This window comes from Sphingobium sp. 22B (assembly GCF_001580035.1).
Taxonomy (GTDB): Bacteria; Pseudomonadota; Alphaproteobacteria; order Sphingomonadales; family Sphingomonadaceae; genus Sphingobium; species Sphingobium fuliginis.
Genome location: NZ_LTAB01000024.1, coordinates 49,275 through 68,321 on the forward strand (window position 1 = coordinate 49,275; position 19,047 = coordinate 68,321).

A 19,047-nucleotide genomic window follows, 5' to 3' on the forward strand; every position below is an offset into this window, starting at 1 on the left:
CCCACCCGGGCAGTCCCATCCATTCACCCGAGCGGATGCACAGCCGGACAGAATCCCATTGTCCGGAATCCGGCGCTCGGCTTGGGACGGGGACGGTTCGTTAACTATAAGGAGAATGGAGATGTCGCGGTCTTTCACGAAATTCGCGCCTCTGGCGGTGATTTTGGTGGGTTCGCTGGCGCTGGGGGGCTGTGCCACCAAGGGCTTCGTGCGGGAACAGGTCGCCGCCGTGAACCAGCGCGTCGATGCGCTCGACTCGCGCCTGCAGGCGACGGACGCCACCGCGAAATCGGCGCTGGCGGAGGCGCAGGCGGCATCCGGCCAGGCGCAGAACAATGGCCAGCGGCTGGACCAGATCAATGCCCGCGTCGACGGCATCGAGCAGCGCATGCAGGAAAATCAGCGCAAGCGGCCGCGCAACTGACGCCCGGAACGGGGCCGAATCCGGTGTTCCCGCGCCGGCGTCCGTCCTGGGCGCCGGCGCTTTCCTTCGAGTGCATTGAGCGATGATCCCACTGTTCCTGGCGCTGGCGGGGCTTGCGCCGGCCATTCCCGCGACGGAGGGCGTCCGGGCGGCGGAGCCGGCGAAACCGCAGGCGGACATGCCGCAGGAGGCGGGAGCGAAGCTGTCCGGGGAAGCGGCGCGCGTGGCCGACTGGATCGCCGCGTCCCGCGACAATGGCGCGCTGCCCTATATCATCGTCGACAAGAAGGCGGCGGTTCTTTCGCTCTATGACGCCAGCGGGAAATCGCTGGGTCATGCGCCGGTCCTGATCGGCGTGGCCGTCGGGGACGAGGCGAGCCCCGGCATCGGATCGAAGAATCTGGCGGAGATCGGCCCGGCGGAAAAGACGACGCCCGCCGGGCGCTTCCTGGCGAAATTCGGGCTGGCGGCGGGGCGGCAGAAGGTGCTGTGGGTCGATTATGCCACGTCGGTGGCGCTGCACCCCATCCCCAAGGGCGCGCCGAAAAGGGAACGCCGCCGCGAGCGGATGCTCTCGCCCACCGGCGACGACAATCGCATCACCTTCGGCTGCATCAACCTGCCCATCGCCTTTTACGGCAAGAACGTCAGCCCGCTGTTCCGGAAGAAGGGCGGCTATGTCTATGTGCTGCCCGACACCAAGCCGCTGGAAGCGGTCTTCCCCCGGTTGCGGGTGCAGGCGGCGATGAATGGCGGCGGGGTTTGAGCGTCCCGCCGACCCAAGGTCTAATTGTCCATTTGTCCGAAAGGTTCATCCTGTCCCTCAACTTTCAGACGAGTCCGGGAGAGGATGATGTTACAGCAGGCAATGGCGCGGTTCGCGGGGAAGACGCTGATCCGCGATAAATATGAGAATTTCATCGGCGGCCAGTGGGTGGCGCCGGTTCGCGGGGAATATTTCGACAATCTTTCGCCCGTGACGGGGCAGAGCGTGTGCAGGATCGCCCGTTCGACCGCCGAGGACATCGAGCTGGCGCTGGACGCCGCGCACAGGGCCAGGGAAGGCTGGGGCCAGCGTTCGGCGACGGAGCGGGCCAATATCCTCAATCGCATCGCGCAGCGGATGGAGGAGAATCTCGACCTGCTCGCCATGGCGGAGACGATCGACAACGGCAAGCCGATCCGCGAGACGACCGCCGCCGACATTCCGCTCGCCATCGACCATTTCCGCTATTTCGCGGCCTGCGTGCGGTCTCAGGAAGGCTCCATCGCGGAGATCGACCATGACACGGTGGCCTATCATTTCCATGAGCCGCTGGGCGTGGTGGGGCAGATCATCCCCTGGAACTTCCCGATCCTGATGGCGGCGTGGAAGCTGGCCCCGGCGCTGGCGGCGGGCAATTGCGTGGTCCTGAAGCCCGCCGAGCAGACGCCGATGTCGATCATGGTGCTGATGGACCTGGTGGGCGACCTGATCCCCGAAGGCGTGCTGAACGTCGTCAACGGCTTCGGCGTGGAGGCGGGCAAGCCGCTGGCCACCAACAAGCGGATTTCCAAGATCGCCTTCACCGGGGAAACCACCACCGGGCGGCTGATCATGCAATATGCGAGCGAGAATCTGATCCCGGTGACGTTGGAACTGGGGGGCAAGTCGCCCAACATCTTCTTTGCCGATGTGATGGACGCGGACGACGATTATTTCGACAAATGCCTGGAAGGCTTTGCGATGTTCGCGCTCAACCAGGGCGAGGTCTGCACCTGCCCCAGCCGGGCGCTGGTGCAGGAGAGCATCTACGAAAAGTTCATCGAACGCGCCGTCGCCCGCGTGCAGAAGATCGTGCAGGGCAGTCCGCTCGACCCCGCGACGATGATCGGGGCGCAGGCGTCGAACGACCAGCTGGAGAAGATCCTTTCCTATATCGACATCGGCCGGGACGAGGGCGCGAAGGTGTTGACCGGCGGCGCGCGGGCGCATCTGGGCGGCGAGCTGGAGCAGGGCTATTATGTGACGCCGACCGTGCTGGAAGGGCATAACAGGATGCGCATCTTCCAGGAGGAGATTTTCGGGCCGGTGCTGTCGGTCACGACCTTCAAGGATGAGGCGGACGCGCTGCATATCGCCAACGACACGCTGTACGGGCTGGGCGCCGGGGTGTGGAGCCGGAACGGGAACACGGCCTATCGCATGGGGCGCAACATCCAGGCCGGGCGGGTCTGGACGAACTGCTACCATGCCTATCCGGCGCATGCGGCCTTTGGCGGGTACAAGCAGTCGGGCATCGGGCGCGAGACGCACAAGATGATGCTGGATCATTATCAGCAGACGAAGAACCTGCTGGTGAGCTATTCGACCAAGGCGCTGGGGTTCTTCTGAGGCGAGGGGCGGATCGCATGCCGAAGGCGGGTCCTTCCCCCTTCACGCCTTCGGTTCGGCGGGCGCCTCTCCCGGGCGTCCGCCTTTTTCTTCTTCCCCCTCCTGCAGGCGGGAGGGGCCGGGGGGTGGGCGGRCGCAACCTCAGCGCCATTCTGCAATGGCTAAGCTGGAAGCTCCCCCGGATCAAGTCCGGGGTCGCGCCCACCCCTAACCCCTCCCGTTTACGGGAGGGGGACTGGAGATCATTATGAACCTTCCACCCCGCATCCTCGCCACGCCGGAGGCCGAAGCGTTGATTGCCCGCCTCACCATGCGTCATGGGCCGCTGATGTTCCACCAGTCCGGCGGCTGTTGCGACGGGTCGGCGCCGATGTGCTTTCCGCGGGGCGAGTTCAGGACCGGCGGGCAGGATGTGCTGCTGGGCCAGATCGCGGGCGACGTGCCGGTGTGGATCGGCGCGGCGCAGTTCGAATATTGGCGGCATACGCAAGTCACCATCGACGTCGTGCCGGGCCGGGGCGCGGGCATGTCGCTGGAAAGCCCGGAGGGGATGCGGTTCATCGTCCGATCCCGCATCTTCACCGATGAGGAGAATGCGGCGCTGGAAGCGGCGGGAGAGCCTTTGCGCGGAGCGTGAAACCGCATAGAAGAACAGGGAGAAAATGCGGGGAGAGGAACATGACGGTGCTGGCATCGGAGATCGCCTTTGCGTCAAGCCATGCGGGCGATCCGGCCAAGGCCATGGCGGAAGTCGCCGGGCAATTGGGAGACGAACCGCTGGCCGGGATGCTGCTGTTCTGTTCGCACCGTTTCGACCGGGAGGCGCTGGCGCGGGCGGTCAACCGCCGGACGGAGGGCGTGGTGGCGATCGGCTGCACCAGTTCGGGCGAGCTGACCGAAAATGGCTATGATGAGGACAGCCTGAGCGTCATCGGCTTTCCGGCTTCGGCCTTTCACATGACCTCGCTCTGTTTCGACGACATCGAGAATTTCGATCCCGCCGCCGCGCGGCAGGCGGTGCGCGGGCTGGCCGCGCAGGCGGAGCGGGAGAGCCGCCATCTGGGGGGGAAGGTCAATCATGTCGCGCTGTTCCTGGTCGACGGGCTGTCGCATCGGGAAGAATTGCTGACCATGACGATCCAGGACGCGCTGGGCGACATTGCGCTGATCGGCGGGTCGTCGGGCGACGGCATGGCCTTTCGGGAGACGGCGGTCTTCCATGGCGGGCGCTTCCATGGCCATGCGGCGGTGGTGGCGATCCTGTCCACGCCGCGCCCGCTGCATGTGTTCAAGGCGCAGCATTACCGGCCGAGCGAGGCGAAGATGGTCGTCACCGGGGCGATCCCGAACGACCGGATCGTGACCGAGATCAATGCGGAGCCCGCCGCGCAGGAATATCTGCGGCTGGCGGGCCATGCGGGCGAGGCGCTGGGCGTCGCCTTCTATGCCGCGCATCCGCTGATGGTGCGGGCGGGGGGCGATTATCATGTGCGGTCGATCCAGAGCGCGAATCCCGACGGCAGCCTTACCTTCTACTGCGCCATCGACGAGGGGATCGTGATGACCGTGGGCGAGCCGGTGGACCGTATTGCGCGGATGGACGCGCTGTTCGCGGACATCGCAGCAGAGGTGGGGCCGGTGGACCGGATCATCGCCTTCGATTGCGTATTGAACCGCATCGATGCCGAGCAGCGGCAGATCAGCCGCGCCGTGTCTGAGCTGTACGGGCGGCATCGGGTGATCGGCTTCAACACCTATGGCGAGCAATATCATGCGCTGCACGTCAACCAGACCTTCAGCGGCCTTGCCATCGGCCGATGACCGACGCGGCCCTCTCTTCCGCCGAACTGGAGGCGTTGCGGGAAGAGAACCGCAAGTTGCGCAAGATCAATGCGGCGCTGATCGACCGGGTCGAACGGTCGAGCGACATGGCCGGCAACGCCTTTTCGATGTTCGAGACCGCGATCTCGCTGGAAGCCATGGTGCGCGAGCGGACCGTGCAGCTGGAGGACGCGCTGGCGAAGCTGGCGGAGGCCAATGCCGACCTCGCCTCCGCCCATGGCCATGCGGACGCGGCGCGGATGCGGCTGCGCGACGCGATCGATTCGATCAACGAAGGCTTCGTCCTTTTCGACGCGGAGGACCGGCTGGTCCTCTATAACGAGGCCTATCTGGGTTTCTGGCCGGAGATCGCCGATCATATCCGCGAGGGCATGAGCTTCGACGAGATCGCCAAGCTCGCCGCCGCCCATCACCGCCCGGTGGGACAGGACCGATGGGTGTCGGACCGGCTGGCGCGCCATAGCGTGGCGGAGGGCGGGCATGTGCAGGCGCTGTCCGACGGGCGCTGGGTTCAGATCAACGAACTGCGCACCAGCGAGGGCGGCATCGTCGGCATCTATACCGACATCACCGAGGTGAAGGCGGAGGATGCCCGCGACCGGGCGCGGGAACTGGCCGAGCGCAACATCGTGTTGCAGGCGACGCTCGACAATCTGTCCGAAGGCGTGTGCCTGTTCGATGCCGAGGGGCGGCTGGCGGCGTGGAACGAGGCGCTGCAACGGCTGCTGGAACTGCCGGAGGACTGGGCGCAGGAGCGGGATAGCCATGCCGCGCTGCTGGACTGGTGCCGGGGCAATCTGGGGATGGACGACAGGGGCTGCCTCGACCGGGGCGGGGCGCGCCATCGCAGCGAACTGGTCCATGCCGGGGGGCGCAGCTTCGAGATTCGCAGCAACGCCATGGAGCGGGGCGGGCAGGTGATCGGCTTCACCGATGTGACCGACATGCTGCGCGCGCAGGCGGCGCTGCGCGAGACGGCGGAGACGCTGGAGCGGCGGGTGGCGGAGCGCACGTCGGAGCTGGAGGCGGAGGTGGCCGAGCGGCGCCAGATCGAGGCGCAGTTGATGGACGCGAAGACGGCGGCGGAGAAGGCGAACCTGTCCAAGACCAGCTTCCTGGCGGCGGCCAGCCACGATCTGTTGCAGCCGTTGAACGCGGCGCGGCTGTTCGTTGCGGCGCTGGGCGACCGGCGATTGGCGCTGCCGACGCGGGCGCTGGTCAACCAGACGTCCACCGCGCTGGATTCGGTCGAGGATCTGCTGGAGGCGCTGTTGGAGATCAGCCGCCTCGACGCGGGCGCGATCCAGCCGGAGATCAGCGATTTCCGCATCGACCGGCTGCTCGATACGCTGCGGACGGAATTCGCGCCGATGGCGCGTTCGGCGGGGCTGGTGCTGGCGGTGGAGACGGCCCCGGTCTGGGTCCGCTCCGACATCCGGCTGCTGCGGCGGATTCTCCAGAATTTCCTGTCCAACGCGCTGCGCTACACCCAGCGCGGGTCGGTGCGCGTCACCTGCGTGGCGGAGGCGCAGGGGATAAGGCTGAGCGTGGCCGACAGCGGTCCCGGCATCCCCGTCGACAAGCAGCAACTGATCTTCGAGGAATTCCGCCGCCTCGACACGCCGGGGGGCAGGGGGGCGGGCGGCAAGGGGTTGGGCCTCGCCATCGTCCGCCGGGCGAGCGACATGCTGCGCCATGAGGTGACGCTGGAATCGGTGCCGGGGCAGGGCGCGACCTTCTCCATCCGCGTGCCGCCGGGCGAGGCGGTGGTGGAAGAGGGCGATGGGGGCAGCGCGCCGCGCAGCGACCGGTCGATGCGCGGGCTGAAGGTGCTGGTGGTCGACAATGAGCGGGCGATCCAGACCGGCATGTCGACCCTGCTGGGCGGATGGGGCTGTACCGTGGCGACGGCCGGGGGATTCGCGGAGGCGGTCGCCGCCTTTGCGGAGGGCGAGGCGCCCGATGTCATCCTGGTCGACTATCATCTGAACGACGGCGAGACCGGGGATGCCGTGATCGAGCGGTTGCACGGCCACTTCGGGCGGGCGGTGCCGTCGGTGATGATCTCCGCCGACCGCGGCGAGGCGTTGAAGGCCAGGATGGACGGCTGGGGCATTCCGCTGCTGGGCAAGCCGGTGAAGCCTGCGCAACTGCGCGCCTTGCTGCGCACGATGTTGAAATAGGCGGGTGTTTCTGGCGGGGCTGGAAGTCGATTCCATCGGATGCTTTAGGTGTTCCCACTGATCGCCCGTCCTTGCCATCGGTGATAGGCTGAATCCCCCACATCATGGAGCGGGCTATGAGCGCTTTCGATGTCGCGACGGCTCGATCCTCACTGATCCGGGATGGGTTCACCGTGATCAGGGACGCCTTTTCCGCCCGGTCCGTGGAGGAGATCGTCGAAATCCACCGCTTGCTGGTCGCGGCGCTCGACGATCCTGTCCGTCCCGGCGACCGTTTCCGGATGGACATGGGGCGCGGTCAGGCTGGCGCCGGCCCTGCGCGGCTCAGCCAGCATGAGATACGTTATGCCTCCAACCTGGCGCCGCGCCTGATGGCGACCGAGGTGTTCGTGCGGAGCCAGCGGCTGGTCGATGCCATTGCGGGGCCGATGCACTTCGCCTTCGACCATATCATCTTCAAGCCGGGGCATTCCGCCACGACCACGCCATGGTATCAGGACATCGCCTATCGGAAGCTGGGCGGCGGGGCGCATGCCGGGGGCCTTGCCCGGCTCCACCTGTGGATTCCGCTTCAGGACACCAGCCTTGAGCAGGGCTGCATGGAGTTCGTTCCCGGCAGCCATCGCGCCGGGGTCATGCCGCATCGGCCCTTTACGCGCATATCGGGCACTTTGGGCCGGGAGGCGGCGGTTCCGCAAGCCGGCGAGCGGGTCGCATGCCCGGTCGAGGCGGGTGGGCTGACCATCCACACGCCGCTTACGCTGCATTATACCGGCGCCAACCTTACGCCCAGGGCGCGGGGAGCCTGGATCATCCAGTTCAGCCGCTTCGGCCGGATGGAACGCGCGATCAAGCGCCGGCTGGGGATCGCGCCGCGCACCGTCCTGGCGCAATAGCATGGCGGGAGCAAGCGCGGGGGCGATCACCAGTGGCGCGGTTGCAGATGGCGTCTTTCCATTTCGTCCAGCACGGCCTGCTCGAACCCGGACGGGTTCTTCGGGTCGCCCATCCTGCGGCGGATGGCGGCCAGTTCCTTGTCCGTGAGGGCCGCCGCCTCGGCAGCATCCTTCAGATGATCATGCACGGCGAGTCTCCGCATCATGGCGGCGGCACTGTCGCATGAAAAGCGGGCAAGCTCAATTCAGCGAAAGGCTTAGCGTCGACCCCATGCAGGGCGCCGTGGAAAGGGCCGCCCCCGAAGGAGCGGCCGAGAGCCAATCGACATTCAGCCCTGACGGCGTGCAAATGACGCTTTTCCGTGCTTCCGGTGCTCACCTACCTTGAGTAGGCTGCGCTCCGGGTCACGGAAAACCGCCATTTTCGGCTCGTCATCATCTGAATGTCGATTGGCTCTAACCCCTTATGCCGCCAGGTCGAAACGGTCGGCGTTCATCACCTTGGTCCAGGCGGCGACGAAGTCGTTCACGAACTTGTCGCCCGCGTCGGCGGAGGCATAGACTTCCGACAGGGCGCGCAGTTGCGCGTTCGATCCGAACACCAGATCGACCCGCGTGCCGGTCCATTTCTGTTCATTGGACTTGCGGCAGGTGCCGGTGAAGATGTCCTTGTGACCCTCCACCTCCTTCCACGCCGTGCCCATGTCGAGCAGGTTGACGAAGAAGTCGTTGCTGAGCGTCCCCGGACGGTCGGTGAAAACGCCATGGCCGGACCCGCCATGATTGGCGCCCAGCACCCGCAGCCCGCCGACCAGCACCGTCATTTCCGGGGCGCTGAGGGTCAGCAACTGAGCGCGGTCGATCAGCAGTTCCTCGACCGGCACGCTGAACGGCACGGGCAGATAGTTGCGGAAGCCGTCGACCTTGGGCTCCAGCACCTCGAAATTCTGCACGTCGGTCTGTTCCTGCGAGGCGTCGGCGCGGCCGGGGGTGAAGGGCACCTCGATGCTGCGCCCGCCATCCGCCGCCGCCTTCTCGATAGCGGCCGATCCGCCCAGCACGATCAGGTCGGCGAGCGAAATCTTCTTCGCGCCCGCACTGTCGAACTCGGCCTTGATCTTCTCCAGTACGGAGAGGACGCGGGAAAGCTGCTCCGGCTGGTTCACGTCCCAGTCCTTTTGCGGCGCCAGCCGGATGCGCCCGCCATTGGCGCCGCCGCGATGGTCCGACCCGCGATAGGTCGACGCCGACGCCCAGGCGGTCGTGACCAGTTCCGCGACGCTGAGGCCCGACGCCAATATCTTCTGCTTGAGCGCGGCGATGTCCGAAGCGTCGACCAGTGGATGGTCGACCGCCGGGATCGGGTCCTGCCAGATCAGGTCCTCGGCGGGGACTTCGGGGCCGAGATAGCGGGCCTTGGGCCCCATGTCGCGATGGCACAGCTTGAACCAGGCGCGGGCGAAGGCATCCTCGAACGCGGCGGGATCGTTGCGGAAGCGTTCGGAGATCTTGCGATATTCCGGGTCCATCTTGAACGCCATGTCCGCGGTGGTCATCATCGTCGGCACGCGCCTGTCGGGGCTGTGCGCGCCGGGGGCCAGGTCTTCGGGCTTCTGGTTCACCGGCTGCCACTGCTTGGCGCCCGCCGGGCTCCGCACCAGTTCATATTCATAGTCGAGCAGCATGTGGAAGAAGCTGTGGTCCCAGGTCCGGGGCGTCGGCGTCCACGCGCCTTCGATGCCGCTGGTGATGGTGTGGTCGCCCACGCCGCTTTCATAGCCGCTCTGCCAGCCAAGGCCCTGCTGCGCGATGTCGGCGCCTTCGGGTTCCTTGCCGACCTTCGACGCGTCGCCCGCGCCATGGGCCTTGCCGAAGGTGTGGCCGCCGGCGGTCAGCGCGACGGTCTCCTCATCGTTCATGCCCATGCGCAGGAAGGTCTCGCGGATGTCGCGGGCCGATTGCAGCGGGTCGGGGTTGCCGCCCGGCCCCTCCGGATTGACGTAGATGAGGCCCATCTGGATCGCGGCCAGCGGGCTTTCGAGGACCATGTTCTTTTCGGGCTGGATGCGGGTTTCATTGCCCTCCTGGCCGACCCAGAATTCCTCCGTGCCCCAATAAACGTCCTTTTCCGGCTCGAACACGTCGGCGCGGCCGCCGCCGAAGCCGAAGACCGGGCCGCCCATCGATTCAATGGCGACATTGCCCGCCAGGATCATGAGGTCCGCCCAGCTCAGCTTCTGGCCATATTTCTGCTTGACCGGCCACAGCAGGCGGCGGGCCTTGTCGAGATTGGCGTTGTCCGGCCAGCTGTTGAGCGGGGCGAAGCGCTGCGAGCCGGAGGATGCGCCGCCGCGGCCGTCGCCGGTGCGGTAGGTGCCCGCCGAGTGCCAGGCCATGCGGATGAAGAAGGGGCCGTAATGGCCATAGTCCGCCGGCCACCAGGGCTGGCTGTCGGTCATGAGGGCCGTCAGGTCCTTCTTCACCGCGTCATAGTCCAGCGACTTGAAGGCGGCCGCATAATCGAAATCGTCGCCCAGCGGATTGCCGGACAGGCCGTTCTGCTGAAGGATGTCGAGCGAGAGCTGGTTCGGCCACCAGTCGCGGTTGGTGCGCCCCAGCAGGGATCGCAGCGCCGCAGGCTCCTTCACGGGGCAGGCCAGCGGATCATTGCTCGTCTTTGCGTCCATTGCACGATTCCTTTCAGCTTCTCCGGGACCGGATTCTAGGCCATGCCCCGCGAAGGGGGAACTGCGAAGGCCATGTTATTTTTCCGATAACAGTGTGGAATTTATTAGATGAAAGGGGGAACATGACTCCCCTCCCGCCTGCGGGAGGGGGCACCCCTTCCTCTCTAAATACTGAACGCGAAATGCCCGGAGCCCTTTTGCAGCCGCCGCCAGTTTTCCGCATTCATATGAACGAGGGTGTGATGGTCGCCGCCCTCGAACCAGACATCCTGATCCATCAGCATGTCGTCGTCGATGATCGTCTTCAGCCCATAGGCCGCGCCGACCGGCGGAAGCGCGCCCAGTTCGCAGTCGGGGAACAGCGCCGCGGTCGTATGTTCCTCCGCCAGCGAGACGTCGCGGGCCAGCCATTGCTGCAGGAAGTTGAAGCTGACATGCTTGGAGGAGGGCAGGACGGCCAGCAGATATTCGTCGCCGGCCTGCACCAGCACCGCTTTCGCCACCTGCCTGCCGGGGACATGCGCCGCCTGCGCCGCCCGCGCCATCTCCGCCGAGGGTTCATGCGGCCATTCGTCGAAGCTGGTGCCGCAGCGGTCCATATAGCCGCGCAATCTTTGGGAAATCGCCATGACATCCTCCATCGGCCTGTGCCCGCGGACATGGCTCAGGGGGCGTCGTGCGCGGTGCCGGGAACGGGTGCCGGCACAAGGGCGGGCGGCGGGTCTGGCCAATGCCGTCGATAGGATCAGGAATAGCAGATTTGCGGCCGATAACCAATCGCCCCGGCTGCCCCCTCCGCCGCGCGGTTACGGCCGGGCGGCGTCGGGCGCGGTGGCATTGCCGCCGCCCAGCGCGATCTGCATGTAGACGGTGTCGAGCCAGCGGCCCGCCTTCCAGCCCATGCCGGTGAGGCGGCCCACCTGCCGGAAGCCGCAGGCGGCGTGGAGCGCGACCGAAGCGGGTTCGCCGCCGCCGATCACCGCCACCATCTGGCGGAAGCCGAAAGCCCCGGCCGCGTCCAGCAGGGCATCGAGCAGCGCCCGGCCGATGCCGCCGCCGCGCCGGTCCTGCGCCACATAGATGCTGTTTTCGCACGCATAGGCATAAGCGGGCCGGTCGCGGAACTGCGTCGCATAGCAATAGCCGACCACCTCCGCCCCGTCGCACGCCGCGAGGAAGGGCCAGCCCCGGACGGTCACGCGCTCGATCCTGGCCACTGTCTCCGCAACGGACGGCGGCACGAGTTCGTAGCTGGCGGTGCCGTGCAGGACGTGGTGCGCATAGATGGCGGCGATGGCGGCCGCATCCCCGACCGTCGCCTTCCGGACCGTGACGCTCATTGCCCTGTCGCCTCCACCATTTCGCCATCCTGCCCGACGCCGGGCGGCGACACAACCGGCGACCGGTGGGCAAGGAAGGGAAGAAATCGGGGAAAAGGGCTCAATCGGCGCGGAAATGCACCTGATTGGCCTTGATCACCGCCTGGGTGCGGCTGAGCACGCCCAGCTTCTGGAGGATGGCGGAGACATGCGCCTTGATCGTGGTCATCGACACGCCCAGATCGTGCGCGATCTGCTTGTTCAGCCGCCCGCGCACCAGATGCGCCAGCACCGTCTTCTGCTGCGGCGTCAGGCTGTCGATGCGGCGGGCGATCTCATCCTCCTCCGCCGTGGGCGCGACATTCTCTCCCATGGCCTCCGGCAGATAGATTTCGCCCGACACCACCCGATGGAGCGCATCGACGATGGCGCTGCGCTTCAGCGATTTGGGAATGAAGCCCGCCGCGCCGGCGGCCAGCGCCTCCTGCACGATGGCGCGGTCGAAGGCGCCCGACACCATCACCACCGGCAGGATCGGGAAACGGTCCCGCAGCAGTTTCAGGCCATCCAGACGGCGGACGTCGGGAATGTTGAGGTCGAGCAGGATGAGGTCGAAATTATCCTGCTTCTCCAGCAGCGAGACGGCCTCGTCCATGCTGGCCGCCTCGAAGATGTCGCAATTGTCGAAGCTGATCGCGATCACGCTGCGCAGCCCGTCGCGCACGAGGGGGTGATCGTCGACGATCAGCACCCGCTCCATGATTGCCTCGCCACCCATATACTGGCCCACCCCTCGACCCGGATCATCGGACAAGTCATGGGCCGTGGCAAGCCGCATCGCGCCGGGCGGAACCGCCGGAATGGAGTGCATGTGGTTGCCGCGTCCCATGACGATCATCGTTCTTGTCCTCTTATCTGGGCAGCTTGAACACCCAGAGCGCGCCGCCCTGGTTGATGTCCTTGAAGCTCTTGGCGACTTCGCCGCCCCAGAGCGGCACCGCGCCGCCCCAGCCGGACATCACCGCCACATATTGCTCGCCATCCTGTTCCCAGGTGACGGGGCTGCCCACCACGCCGGAGCCGGTCTGGAACTTCCACAATTCCTGGCCCGTCTTCGCGTCGAAGGCTTTCAGATACCCCTCCGGCGTGCCGGTGAAGACGAGGTTGCCCGCCGTCGAGAGCACGCCGCCCCAGAGCGGCGCCTTGTTCTTATATTCCCAGACGATCTTGCCGGTCTTGGGGTCCATGGCGCGCAGCGCGCCGATATGATCCTCCGCAATGGGCTTGATGGTGAAGCCGGCGCCCAGAAAGGCCGCGCCCTTCTTGTAGGCGATGGGCTCGTTCCAGATGTCCATGCCCCAGTCGTTGGACGGAATGTAGAAGAGGCCGGTGTCCTGGCTGTAGGCCATGGGCATCCAGTTCTTTCCCCCCAGGAAGCTGGGGCTGGCGAAGACCGACTGGCCCTTGGCCGCTTCGCCCGGCGCGCCGGGGCGGTTGGCGTCGTTATAGTTCGGACGGCCATTTTTGTTGAAGCCATTGGCCCAGGTCGTCTGCGCGACGAACTTGTTGGCGCTGATGAACTTGCCGTTGGTGCGGTCCAGAACGAAGAAATAGCCGTTGCGGTCGGCCTTCGCGCCCAGCTTCATCGGCTTGCCGTTGATCGTGGCGTCGAAGGGGATGAATTCGTTGACGCCGTCGAAGTCCCAGCCGTCATGCGGGGTGGTCTGGAAATGCCATTTGATGACGCCCGTGTCGGGATCGATGGCCAGGGTCGAGCTGGTGTAGAGATTGTCGCCGGGGCGAAGGTGGCTGTTCCACGGCGCGGGGTTGCCGGTGCCGAAGAAGAGCAGGTTGGTTTCCGGATCATAGGTGCCGCCCAGCCAGGTCGCGCCGCCGCCGGTCTTCCACAGGTCGCCCTGCCAACTGGCGTTGGTCTTGCCGGTGATGCCGTTATCCTTGCCGTTGAGGGTGCCCATATTGCCCTCGATCGTCGGGCGGCGCCAGATCAGTTCGCCGGTGTTGACGTCGCGGGCCTCCACCGCGCCGGTGATGCCGAACTCGCCGCCGGAGTTGCCGTAGATCACCTTGCCCTTGACGATCATCGGCGCGGCGGTGGCGGAATAGCCGGCCTGATAATCGGCGGTCTGCTTGTTCCAGATGACCTTGCCGGTGTGGCGGTTGAGCGCGACCATATGCGCGTCCAGCGTGGCGAAGATGATCTTGTCGCCATAGATCGCCGCGCCCCGGTTCACCACGTCGCAGCAGGGCATGATCGCTTCGGGCAGGCGGGCGTCATATTGCCACTTTTCCTCGCCGGTGCGCGCATCGAAGGCGAAGAGGCGCGAATAGCTGCCGGTGACGTAGATGGTGCCGTCATAGACGATGGGCTGCGCTTCCTGCCCGCGCTGCTTTTCGCCGCCCAGCGAGGAAGCGAAGGCGGGGACCAGCTTCGCGACGTTGGAGGCGTTGATCGCCTTCAGCGGGCTGAAGCGCTGCGCCTGCGGACCCATGCCATAGGTCAGGACGTCGCCGGGCGTCGCCGCGTCGTTCATCAGGTCCGCATCGGTGGGGCCTTCGGCCAGCAATGGCGCGGCGGCAATCGCCAGGCCCAGGATCGCGGCGCCGGACAGGGCTCGCGTCAAACGTCCTTTCATTCCATCCTCCCTCTGTTGAAAGGGCGTGCTCCGCGCCCCCGACTGTTTCAGATTATTGCACCCGTTGTGCGCAGCAATTGGACCTTGGGTCGGTCCTTCCGTCTTTGGCTCCTTCCCCCCAGAGGAGGGAGAGGGCAGGGTTCATCCTGCCGCCAGCGCGGGCGTCCACTGCACGCCATAGGTGGCGAACAGTGCCTTCATCTCGCCGCTTGCGGCCATGGCGGCGACGATCTCCTCCACCGCATCGCCCAATGTGCGGCTGTTTTCCTTGACCGCCATGCCGATGTCCCAGCCGGGCGAGGTGAAGGCGGGCAGCGGCCCCTTGCGCAGGGTGAGGCCCTTCGCGCCGCGGTGCAGCCCTTCCTCGATCTGGGCGCGGCTGGCGAGCACGGCGTCCGCCTTGCCCGCCGCCACCGCCGCCACCGCGTCGGAGCCGCTGGGATAATGCGCCACATCCTTCGCCAATATGCCGCCGAAGGAGCCGATCAGGTAGAAATCGGGGATGGAGTCGAGTTCGGCCGCCAGCCTGTGCCCGCGCCATCCGGTTGGGGGCGCTTCCAGGTCGATGGCGTTTTGCGTGCCCGCAAAACGGAAGCTTTCGCGATAATAGGGCGCGATGATCGCCACCTGGTCGTTGCGGGCGGCGAAGGTCCGGTCGAAGGGGACGTGCAACATCAGGTCGCCCGGCGCGAAGCCCAGCAGCCCGCCCTTCCACACGCCATGGCGCAGATCGTCGTCGGCGCTTTCATCCGCGACGAGCTGGGCGAGGTCGGCGCGCACGCCCAGTTTCCCGGCAATGGCGCTCGCCAGGTCGGCGTCGAGGCCGACCAGTTTCCCGCCTTCCTCCCAGGACCAGGGGCGATTGTCCTTGTAGACGACCACCCGCAGCACGCCCAGTTCCCTGACCTTGCCCAAGGGCGCGGCTTGGATCATGCCGGGGCAAAGCCCCAGCGCCATCGCCGCGCCCGCTCCGCCGATCAGGCCACGCCGGCTGAGCATGGCCTTTAGCCCTGGAACTTGGTTTCGAGCCAGGCGCGGATCGCCCAGCCGGCCTTCTGGCCCAGCACGTCGCCGAAGGGCGGCATATAGACCTTCCCATCATGGCTGGAGCCGTGGCGGAAGCGTTCGACGAACCACTGGTCGCCCGATTCGCCCTGCTCCAGATAGCGCAGGTCGGGCGCGATGCCGCCGCTTTCCGCGTCGAGCCCGTGGCAGCGGGCGCAATTCTGGCCATAGGCGGACTGGCCGATCTCTATCGCCTTGGCATTGCCGCTATAGGGGTTTTTCGCAAGCCATTCCTCGCCAATGTCCGGCAGGGCGGAGGTGTCGACGGCCTGCGGCGTCACATTGCCGTGCGCCATCAGGCCGGTTGCCGTGGTCGCGCCCAATATGGCGATGGCGCCCAGCAGCGAAATGCGTCCCAGATTCATGCTCGAAATCCTCACCCGAATTGATTGGGGCGAGTGTAGGGCAGCGCGCTTTGCGTCCCTATTGGCCGTTGGTACAATCCCGGTGACGCTGTGCGCGCTATAGAGCCATAAGCGCTTATGCGCAGGAACATGACGCATAACGAGGCACGGCAGAGAGGATCGGGGCATATGAAGCGCATCATTCTGGCGGGGTTGATGCTGGTTCCCATGAGCGCGCAGCCAGTGAGCGCGTGGGCGGAGACGCTCTATGTCTCCAACGAGCGGGGCAACAGCGTCACCGTGATCGATGCGGCCAGCGCGAAGGTGATCGCGACCTGGGCGGTCGGCGGCCGGCCACGGGGGATCACCGTGTCGAAGGACGGCAGATATATCTATCTCTGCGCGTCGACAGACCATGCGGTGCAGGTGATCGAGCGCGCCACGGGTAAGGTCGTGGCGGAGCTGCCGTCCGGGGAGGACCCGGAGCAATTCTTCCTCGCGCGCGATGGCGGGACGCTGTTCGTCGCCAATGAGGACAATGCCGCGCTGACCGCCATCGACCTGGCGAACCGGACCGTCGCCTTCCAGGTCGATGTCGGCGGCGAGCCCGAGGGCGTGGCGCAAAGTCCCGACGGCCGGTGGGTCGCGGTGACTTCGGAGGAGGAGAATGTCGTCAACTGGGTCGACGTGGCGAAGAGGGAGATGATCGACGCGACGCCCGTCGACCTGCGCCCGCGGCATGTGGAGTTCACGGGCGACGGCGCGCAGCTGTGGGTCGCGGCGGAGGTGGGCGGGACGGTGCAGATCGTCGATACGGCCTCCCGCAAGGTGGTGGAGACCCTGCATTTCGCCATTCCGGGCGTGGCGGAGCATCGCATATTGCCCTGCGGCATCCGTTTCACGCCCGACGGCCGGACGGCGGTGGTGGCGTTGGGGCGGGCGGATCATGTCGCGCTGGTCGACGTGGCGAGCCGCAAGGTGCGCGCCTATGTTCCCGTGGGCAAGCGGGTGTGGCATGTCGCGGTCAGCGGCGACGGGGCGCGGGCCTATGCGGCCAATGGCCTTTCGGACAATGTGAGCGTGATCGATCTGGCCAGGGGCCAGGTCACGGGAACGATCCCGGTGGGGGCGGCGCCGTGGGGGATCGTGGCGGTTCCCTGAAATGGCGGCTGCGCAGGCATTCGAAGGAGAGTTTTGGCCCGTGAGAGGCTGGATCGCACAGGGCAGTCCCGGGAAGCGGCGCTGGGCACCGGCCTTTGCAGGAGCCCACTGATCCGTGGCGACAATTGGCCAAGCACGGCCATGCCCAGCTGCATCCAAAACGGTGAGGCCCGGTCCTGCTTGCGCAGGCCGGGCCTCATTCCCTCTCCAAACTGGTGACTGGATCAGCCGTCGTAGTCGCCGCCGATATTCTGGTTGCGCGGCGGGGCGGCGGCGGTCAGGCGCAGGGCCTCCGCCGACTGGGCGATCGAGCCGATTTCGTCCGGCGTGTCGTCGTCATCGATCTGCACCTTCTGCAGCGAGGCGACGAGCGAATCATGCAGATCCACCGGCAGGACGGTCTCTTCCGCGATCTCGCGCAGGGCGACGACGGGATTTTTATCGCGGTCACGGTCCAGAGTCAGCTCGGCGCCGCCCGAAATCTCACGGGCGCGCTGCGCGGCAAGCAGGACGAGGTCAAAACGGTTGGTAACCTTGTCGACGCAATCTTCGACGGTAACGCGGGCCAAACGGGCGCTCCTGAACCAAGAGAAATGGTGAAATGCGCGCCTAACAGCGCAGGCCTTAAGAGTCAATGAAAAGCCCATAAACTGTGGCCAGCCGCCCCGAATGCGGGCATGAACGGAATATGGCGAGCATCCAGCAGGCAGGGCCGGGTGATGGCGGGTGGGAGGGCGAGGGGCAGATCGGCCTGTCGCTGCACGCCGACCGCCTGCGCGTGATCGAGACGGGACCGGCGTTGCGGCAGGCCCTGGTCGACCTGATCGACGGCGCGCGGGAGAGCCTGAAGCTTTATTATTATATCTTCGCCGCCGACGGCAGCGGGCAACTCATCCTCGACCGGCTGATCGCGGCGCGGGGGCGCGGCGTTGCGGTCACGCTGATGATCGACGCTTTCGGATCGGGATCGACGCCGCTTGCCTTCTTCGATCCGCTGGTGGCGGCGGGCGGGCATTTCGGCCGCTTCGGGGCGCGGCGCTCGACGCGCTACCTGATCCGCAACCATCAGAAGCTGGCGATCGCCGACGACCGGCGGCTGTTGACGGGCGGCTTCAACGTCGAGGACGGCTATTTCGGGATTCCGGCGGAGGATTGCTGGCACGACCTGGGCCTGCTGGTGGAAGGGCCGCAGGTGCAGGCGATGACAAGCTGGTACGGCCAGCTCTGGCGCTGGGTGTCGACGCGCAAGCAGCGATTCCGCACGCTGCGCCGCATGGTGCGCAACTGGCACAGCCCTCTCCACACCGCGCCGGGCGAGCCGATGCGCTGGGTGATCGGCGGTCCCACCCGCCGGCTCAGTCCCTGGGCGCAGCTTGTGAAGCATGACCTTGAGCGGGCGCGGCGGCTCGACATGGTGGAGGCCTATTTCTCGCCGGGTCGCGGCATGCTGAAGCGCATCGCCCGGGCGGCGCGGCGGAAGGGGTCGCGCCTCGTCCTGCCCTCCAGGTCCGACAATGGCGCGACCGTCGCGGCGGCGCGCCTGCTCTATGGCCCGCTGCTCAGGCGCGGGGTGGAGATATGGGAATATCAGCCCTGCAAGCTGCACATGAAGCTGATCGTGGTGGACGATGCGGTCTATATCGGATCGGCCAATTTCGACATGCGCAGCCTGTTCCTCAACCTGGAGATCATGCTGCGCGTCGAGGACGCCGGCTTCGCGCAGGCGATGCGCGCCCTGATCGACCGGCGGGTCGCGCAAAGCCGCCAGATCACGCTGGAAACGCACCGCGCCCAGCGCAGCCTGCCGACGCTGGTCAAGCAGTGGATCAGCTATTTCCTGGTCGGCGTGCTGGACTATACCGTGACCCGCCGGCTCAATTTCCGCGACCCGGATGCCGACTAGGGCCAATCGACATTCAGAAGATGACGAGCCGAAAATGGTGGTTTTCCGTGACCCGGAGCGCAGCCTACTCAAAGTAGGTGAGCACCGGAAGCACGGAAANGCCAATCGACATTCAGAAGATGACGAGCCGAAAATGGTGGTTTTCCGTGACCCGGAGCGCAGCCTACTCAAAGTAGGTGAGCACCGGAAGCACGG

The 19,047-nt window shown here is 66.3% G+C and carries 18 protein-coding genes; 9 read left to right on the forward strand and 9 right to left on the reverse strand.

The features are described from left to right. Positions 1 to 121 precede the first annotated feature (121 nt). From A0J57_RS18955 to A0J57_RS18985, 7 genes are all read left to right on the forward strand, one after another. Positions 122 to 424 carry a hypothetical protein gene (locus A0J57_RS18955; protein ID WP_025551453.1) on the forward strand — a complete coding sequence of 101 codons (303 nt, stop codon included), beginning with the start codon at positions 122 to 124 and terminating at the stop codon, positions 422 to 424. Between the two features lie 82 nt (positions 425 to 506). Then, positions 507 to 1,190, forward strand: a complete 684-nt coding sequence (locus A0J57_RS18960; RefSeq protein WP_061939256.1) for a hypothetical protein — start codon at positions 507 to 509, stop codon at positions 1,188 to 1,190. Between the two features lie 87 nt (positions 1,191 to 1,277). Beyond that, a complete protein-coding gene (gene adh, locus A0J57_RS18965) occupies positions 1,278 to 2,798 on the forward strand; it encodes an aldehyde dehydrogenase (RefSeq protein WP_061939258.1) in 1,521 nt (506 codons plus the stop codon). 247 nt (positions 2,799 to 3,045) lie between these two features. Next, positions 3,046 to 3,435: a DUF779 domain-containing protein gene (locus A0J57_RS18970; protein WP_061941023.1), complete on the forward strand. Its 390-nt coding sequence runs from the start codon at positions 3,046 to 3,048 to the stop codon at positions 3,433 to 3,435. Positions 3,436 to 3,476: 41 nt separating this feature from the next. Continuing rightward, the gene (locus tag A0J57_RS18975; RefSeq protein ID WP_044661018.1) at positions 3,477 to 4,619 is read left to right on the forward strand and encodes an FIST N-terminal domain-containing protein; all 1,143 of its coding nucleotides are present in this window, start codon (positions 3,477 to 3,479) and stop codon (positions 4,617 to 4,619) included. Then, complete coding sequence (locus tag A0J57_RS18980; RefSeq protein ID WP_062017333.1) at positions 4,616 to 6,823, forward strand: NahK/ErcS family hybrid sensor histidine kinase/response regulator; 2,208 nt, start codon at positions 4,616 to 4,618, stop codon at positions 6,821 to 6,823. The genes A0J57_RS18975 and A0J57_RS18980 overlap by 4 nt, the downstream gene beginning before the upstream one ends. Before the next feature lie 116 nt (positions 6,824 to 6,939). Continuing rightward, positions 6,940 to 7,719, forward strand: coding sequence for a phytanoyl-CoA dioxygenase family protein (locus A0J57_RS18985; RefSeq protein WP_061940207.1), 780 nt, complete (start codon positions 6,940 to 6,942; stop codon positions 7,717 to 7,719). 26 nt (positions 7,720 to 7,745) lie between these two features. Here the strand turns inward: A0J57_RS18985 and A0J57_RS26670 are convergent, their stop codons facing one another. The 8 genes from A0J57_RS26670 to pedF all read right to left on the reverse strand — a co-directional run bounded on the left by A0J57_RS26670 (position 7,746) and on the right by pedF (position 15,809). After that, positions 7,746 to 7,925: a hypothetical protein gene (locus tag A0J57_RS26670; protein WP_037483860.1), complete on the reverse strand. Its 180-nt coding sequence runs from the start codon at positions 7,923 to 7,925 to the stop codon at positions 7,746 to 7,748. 258 nt (positions 7,926 to 8,183) lie between these two features. Further along, positions 8,184 to 10,406: a catalase/peroxidase HPI gene (katG, locus tag A0J57_RS18995; RefSeq protein ID WP_048575659.1), complete on the reverse strand. Its 2,223-nt coding sequence runs from the start codon at positions 10,404 to 10,406 to the stop codon at positions 8,184 to 8,186. Positions 10,407 to 10,570: 164 nt separating this feature from the next. Continuing rightward, positions 10,571 to 11,035 carry an aminoacyl-tRNA deacylase gene (locus tag A0J57_RS19000; RefSeq protein WP_025551354.1) on the reverse strand — a complete coding sequence of 155 codons (465 nt, stop codon included), beginning with the start codon at positions 11,033 to 11,035 and terminating at the stop codon, positions 10,571 to 10,573. Positions 11,036 to 11,212: 177 nt separating this feature from the next. Then, entirely contained in the window at positions 11,213 to 11,746 is a 534-nt protein-coding gene (locus A0J57_RS19005) for a GNAT family N-acetyltransferase (RefSeq protein ID WP_061940205.1), read from the reverse strand. 100 nt (positions 11,747 to 11,846) lie between these two features. Further along, positions 11,847 to 12,623 (reverse strand): response regulator transcription factor, encoded by a 777-nt coding sequence (locus tag A0J57_RS19010; protein ID WP_025551358.1) that lies wholly within the window; start codon positions 12,621 to 12,623, stop codon positions 11,847 to 11,849. A gap of 13 nt (positions 12,624 to 12,636) precedes the next feature. Beyond that, positions 12,637 to 14,379 (reverse strand): methanol/ethanol family PQQ-dependent dehydrogenase, encoded by a 1,743-nt coding sequence (locus tag A0J57_RS19015; protein WP_061940204.1) that lies wholly within the window; start codon positions 14,377 to 14,379, stop codon positions 12,637 to 12,639. A gap of 141 nt (positions 14,380 to 14,520) precedes the next feature. Then, a complete protein-coding gene (locus A0J57_RS19020; RefSeq protein ID WP_061940202.1) occupies positions 14,521 to 15,378 on the reverse strand; it encodes an ABC transporter substrate-binding protein in 858 nt (285 codons plus the stop codon). A 5-nt stretch (positions 15,379 to 15,383) separates the two neighbouring features. Further along, positions 15,384 to 15,809, reverse strand: coding sequence for a cytochrome c-550 PedF (gene pedF, locus A0J57_RS19025; protein ID WP_025551362.1), 426 nt, complete (start codon positions 15,807 to 15,809; stop codon positions 15,384 to 15,386). Positions 15,810 to 15,977: 168 nt separating this feature from the next. On the opposite strand from pedF, the gene A0J57_RS19030 reads away from it, so the two are divergent. After that, positions 15,978 to 16,949, forward strand: a complete 972-nt coding sequence (locus A0J57_RS19030) for a PQQ-dependent catabolism-associated beta-propeller protein (RefSeq protein WP_061940200.1) — start codon at positions 15,978 to 15,980, stop codon at positions 16,947 to 16,949. Positions 16,950 to 17,173: 224 nt separating this feature from the next. Here the strand turns inward: A0J57_RS19030 and rpoZ are convergent, their stop codons facing one another. Next, entirely contained in the window at positions 17,174 to 17,518 is a 345-nt protein-coding gene (gene rpoZ / locus A0J57_RS19035; RefSeq protein WP_007688625.1) for a DNA-directed RNA polymerase subunit omega, read from the reverse strand. 119 nt (positions 17,519 to 17,637) lie between these two features. Here rpoZ and A0J57_RS19040 point away from each other — a divergent pair, with 119 nt between their 5' ends. Beyond that, the gene (locus tag A0J57_RS19040) at positions 17,638 to 18,852 is read left to right on the forward strand and encodes a phosphatidylserine/phosphatidylglycerophosphate/cardiolipin synthase family protein (protein WP_062017336.1); all 1,215 of its coding nucleotides are present in this window, start codon (positions 17,638 to 17,640) and stop codon (positions 18,850 to 18,852) included. The last annotated feature ends 195 nt before the right edge of the window (positions 18,853 to 19,047 follow it).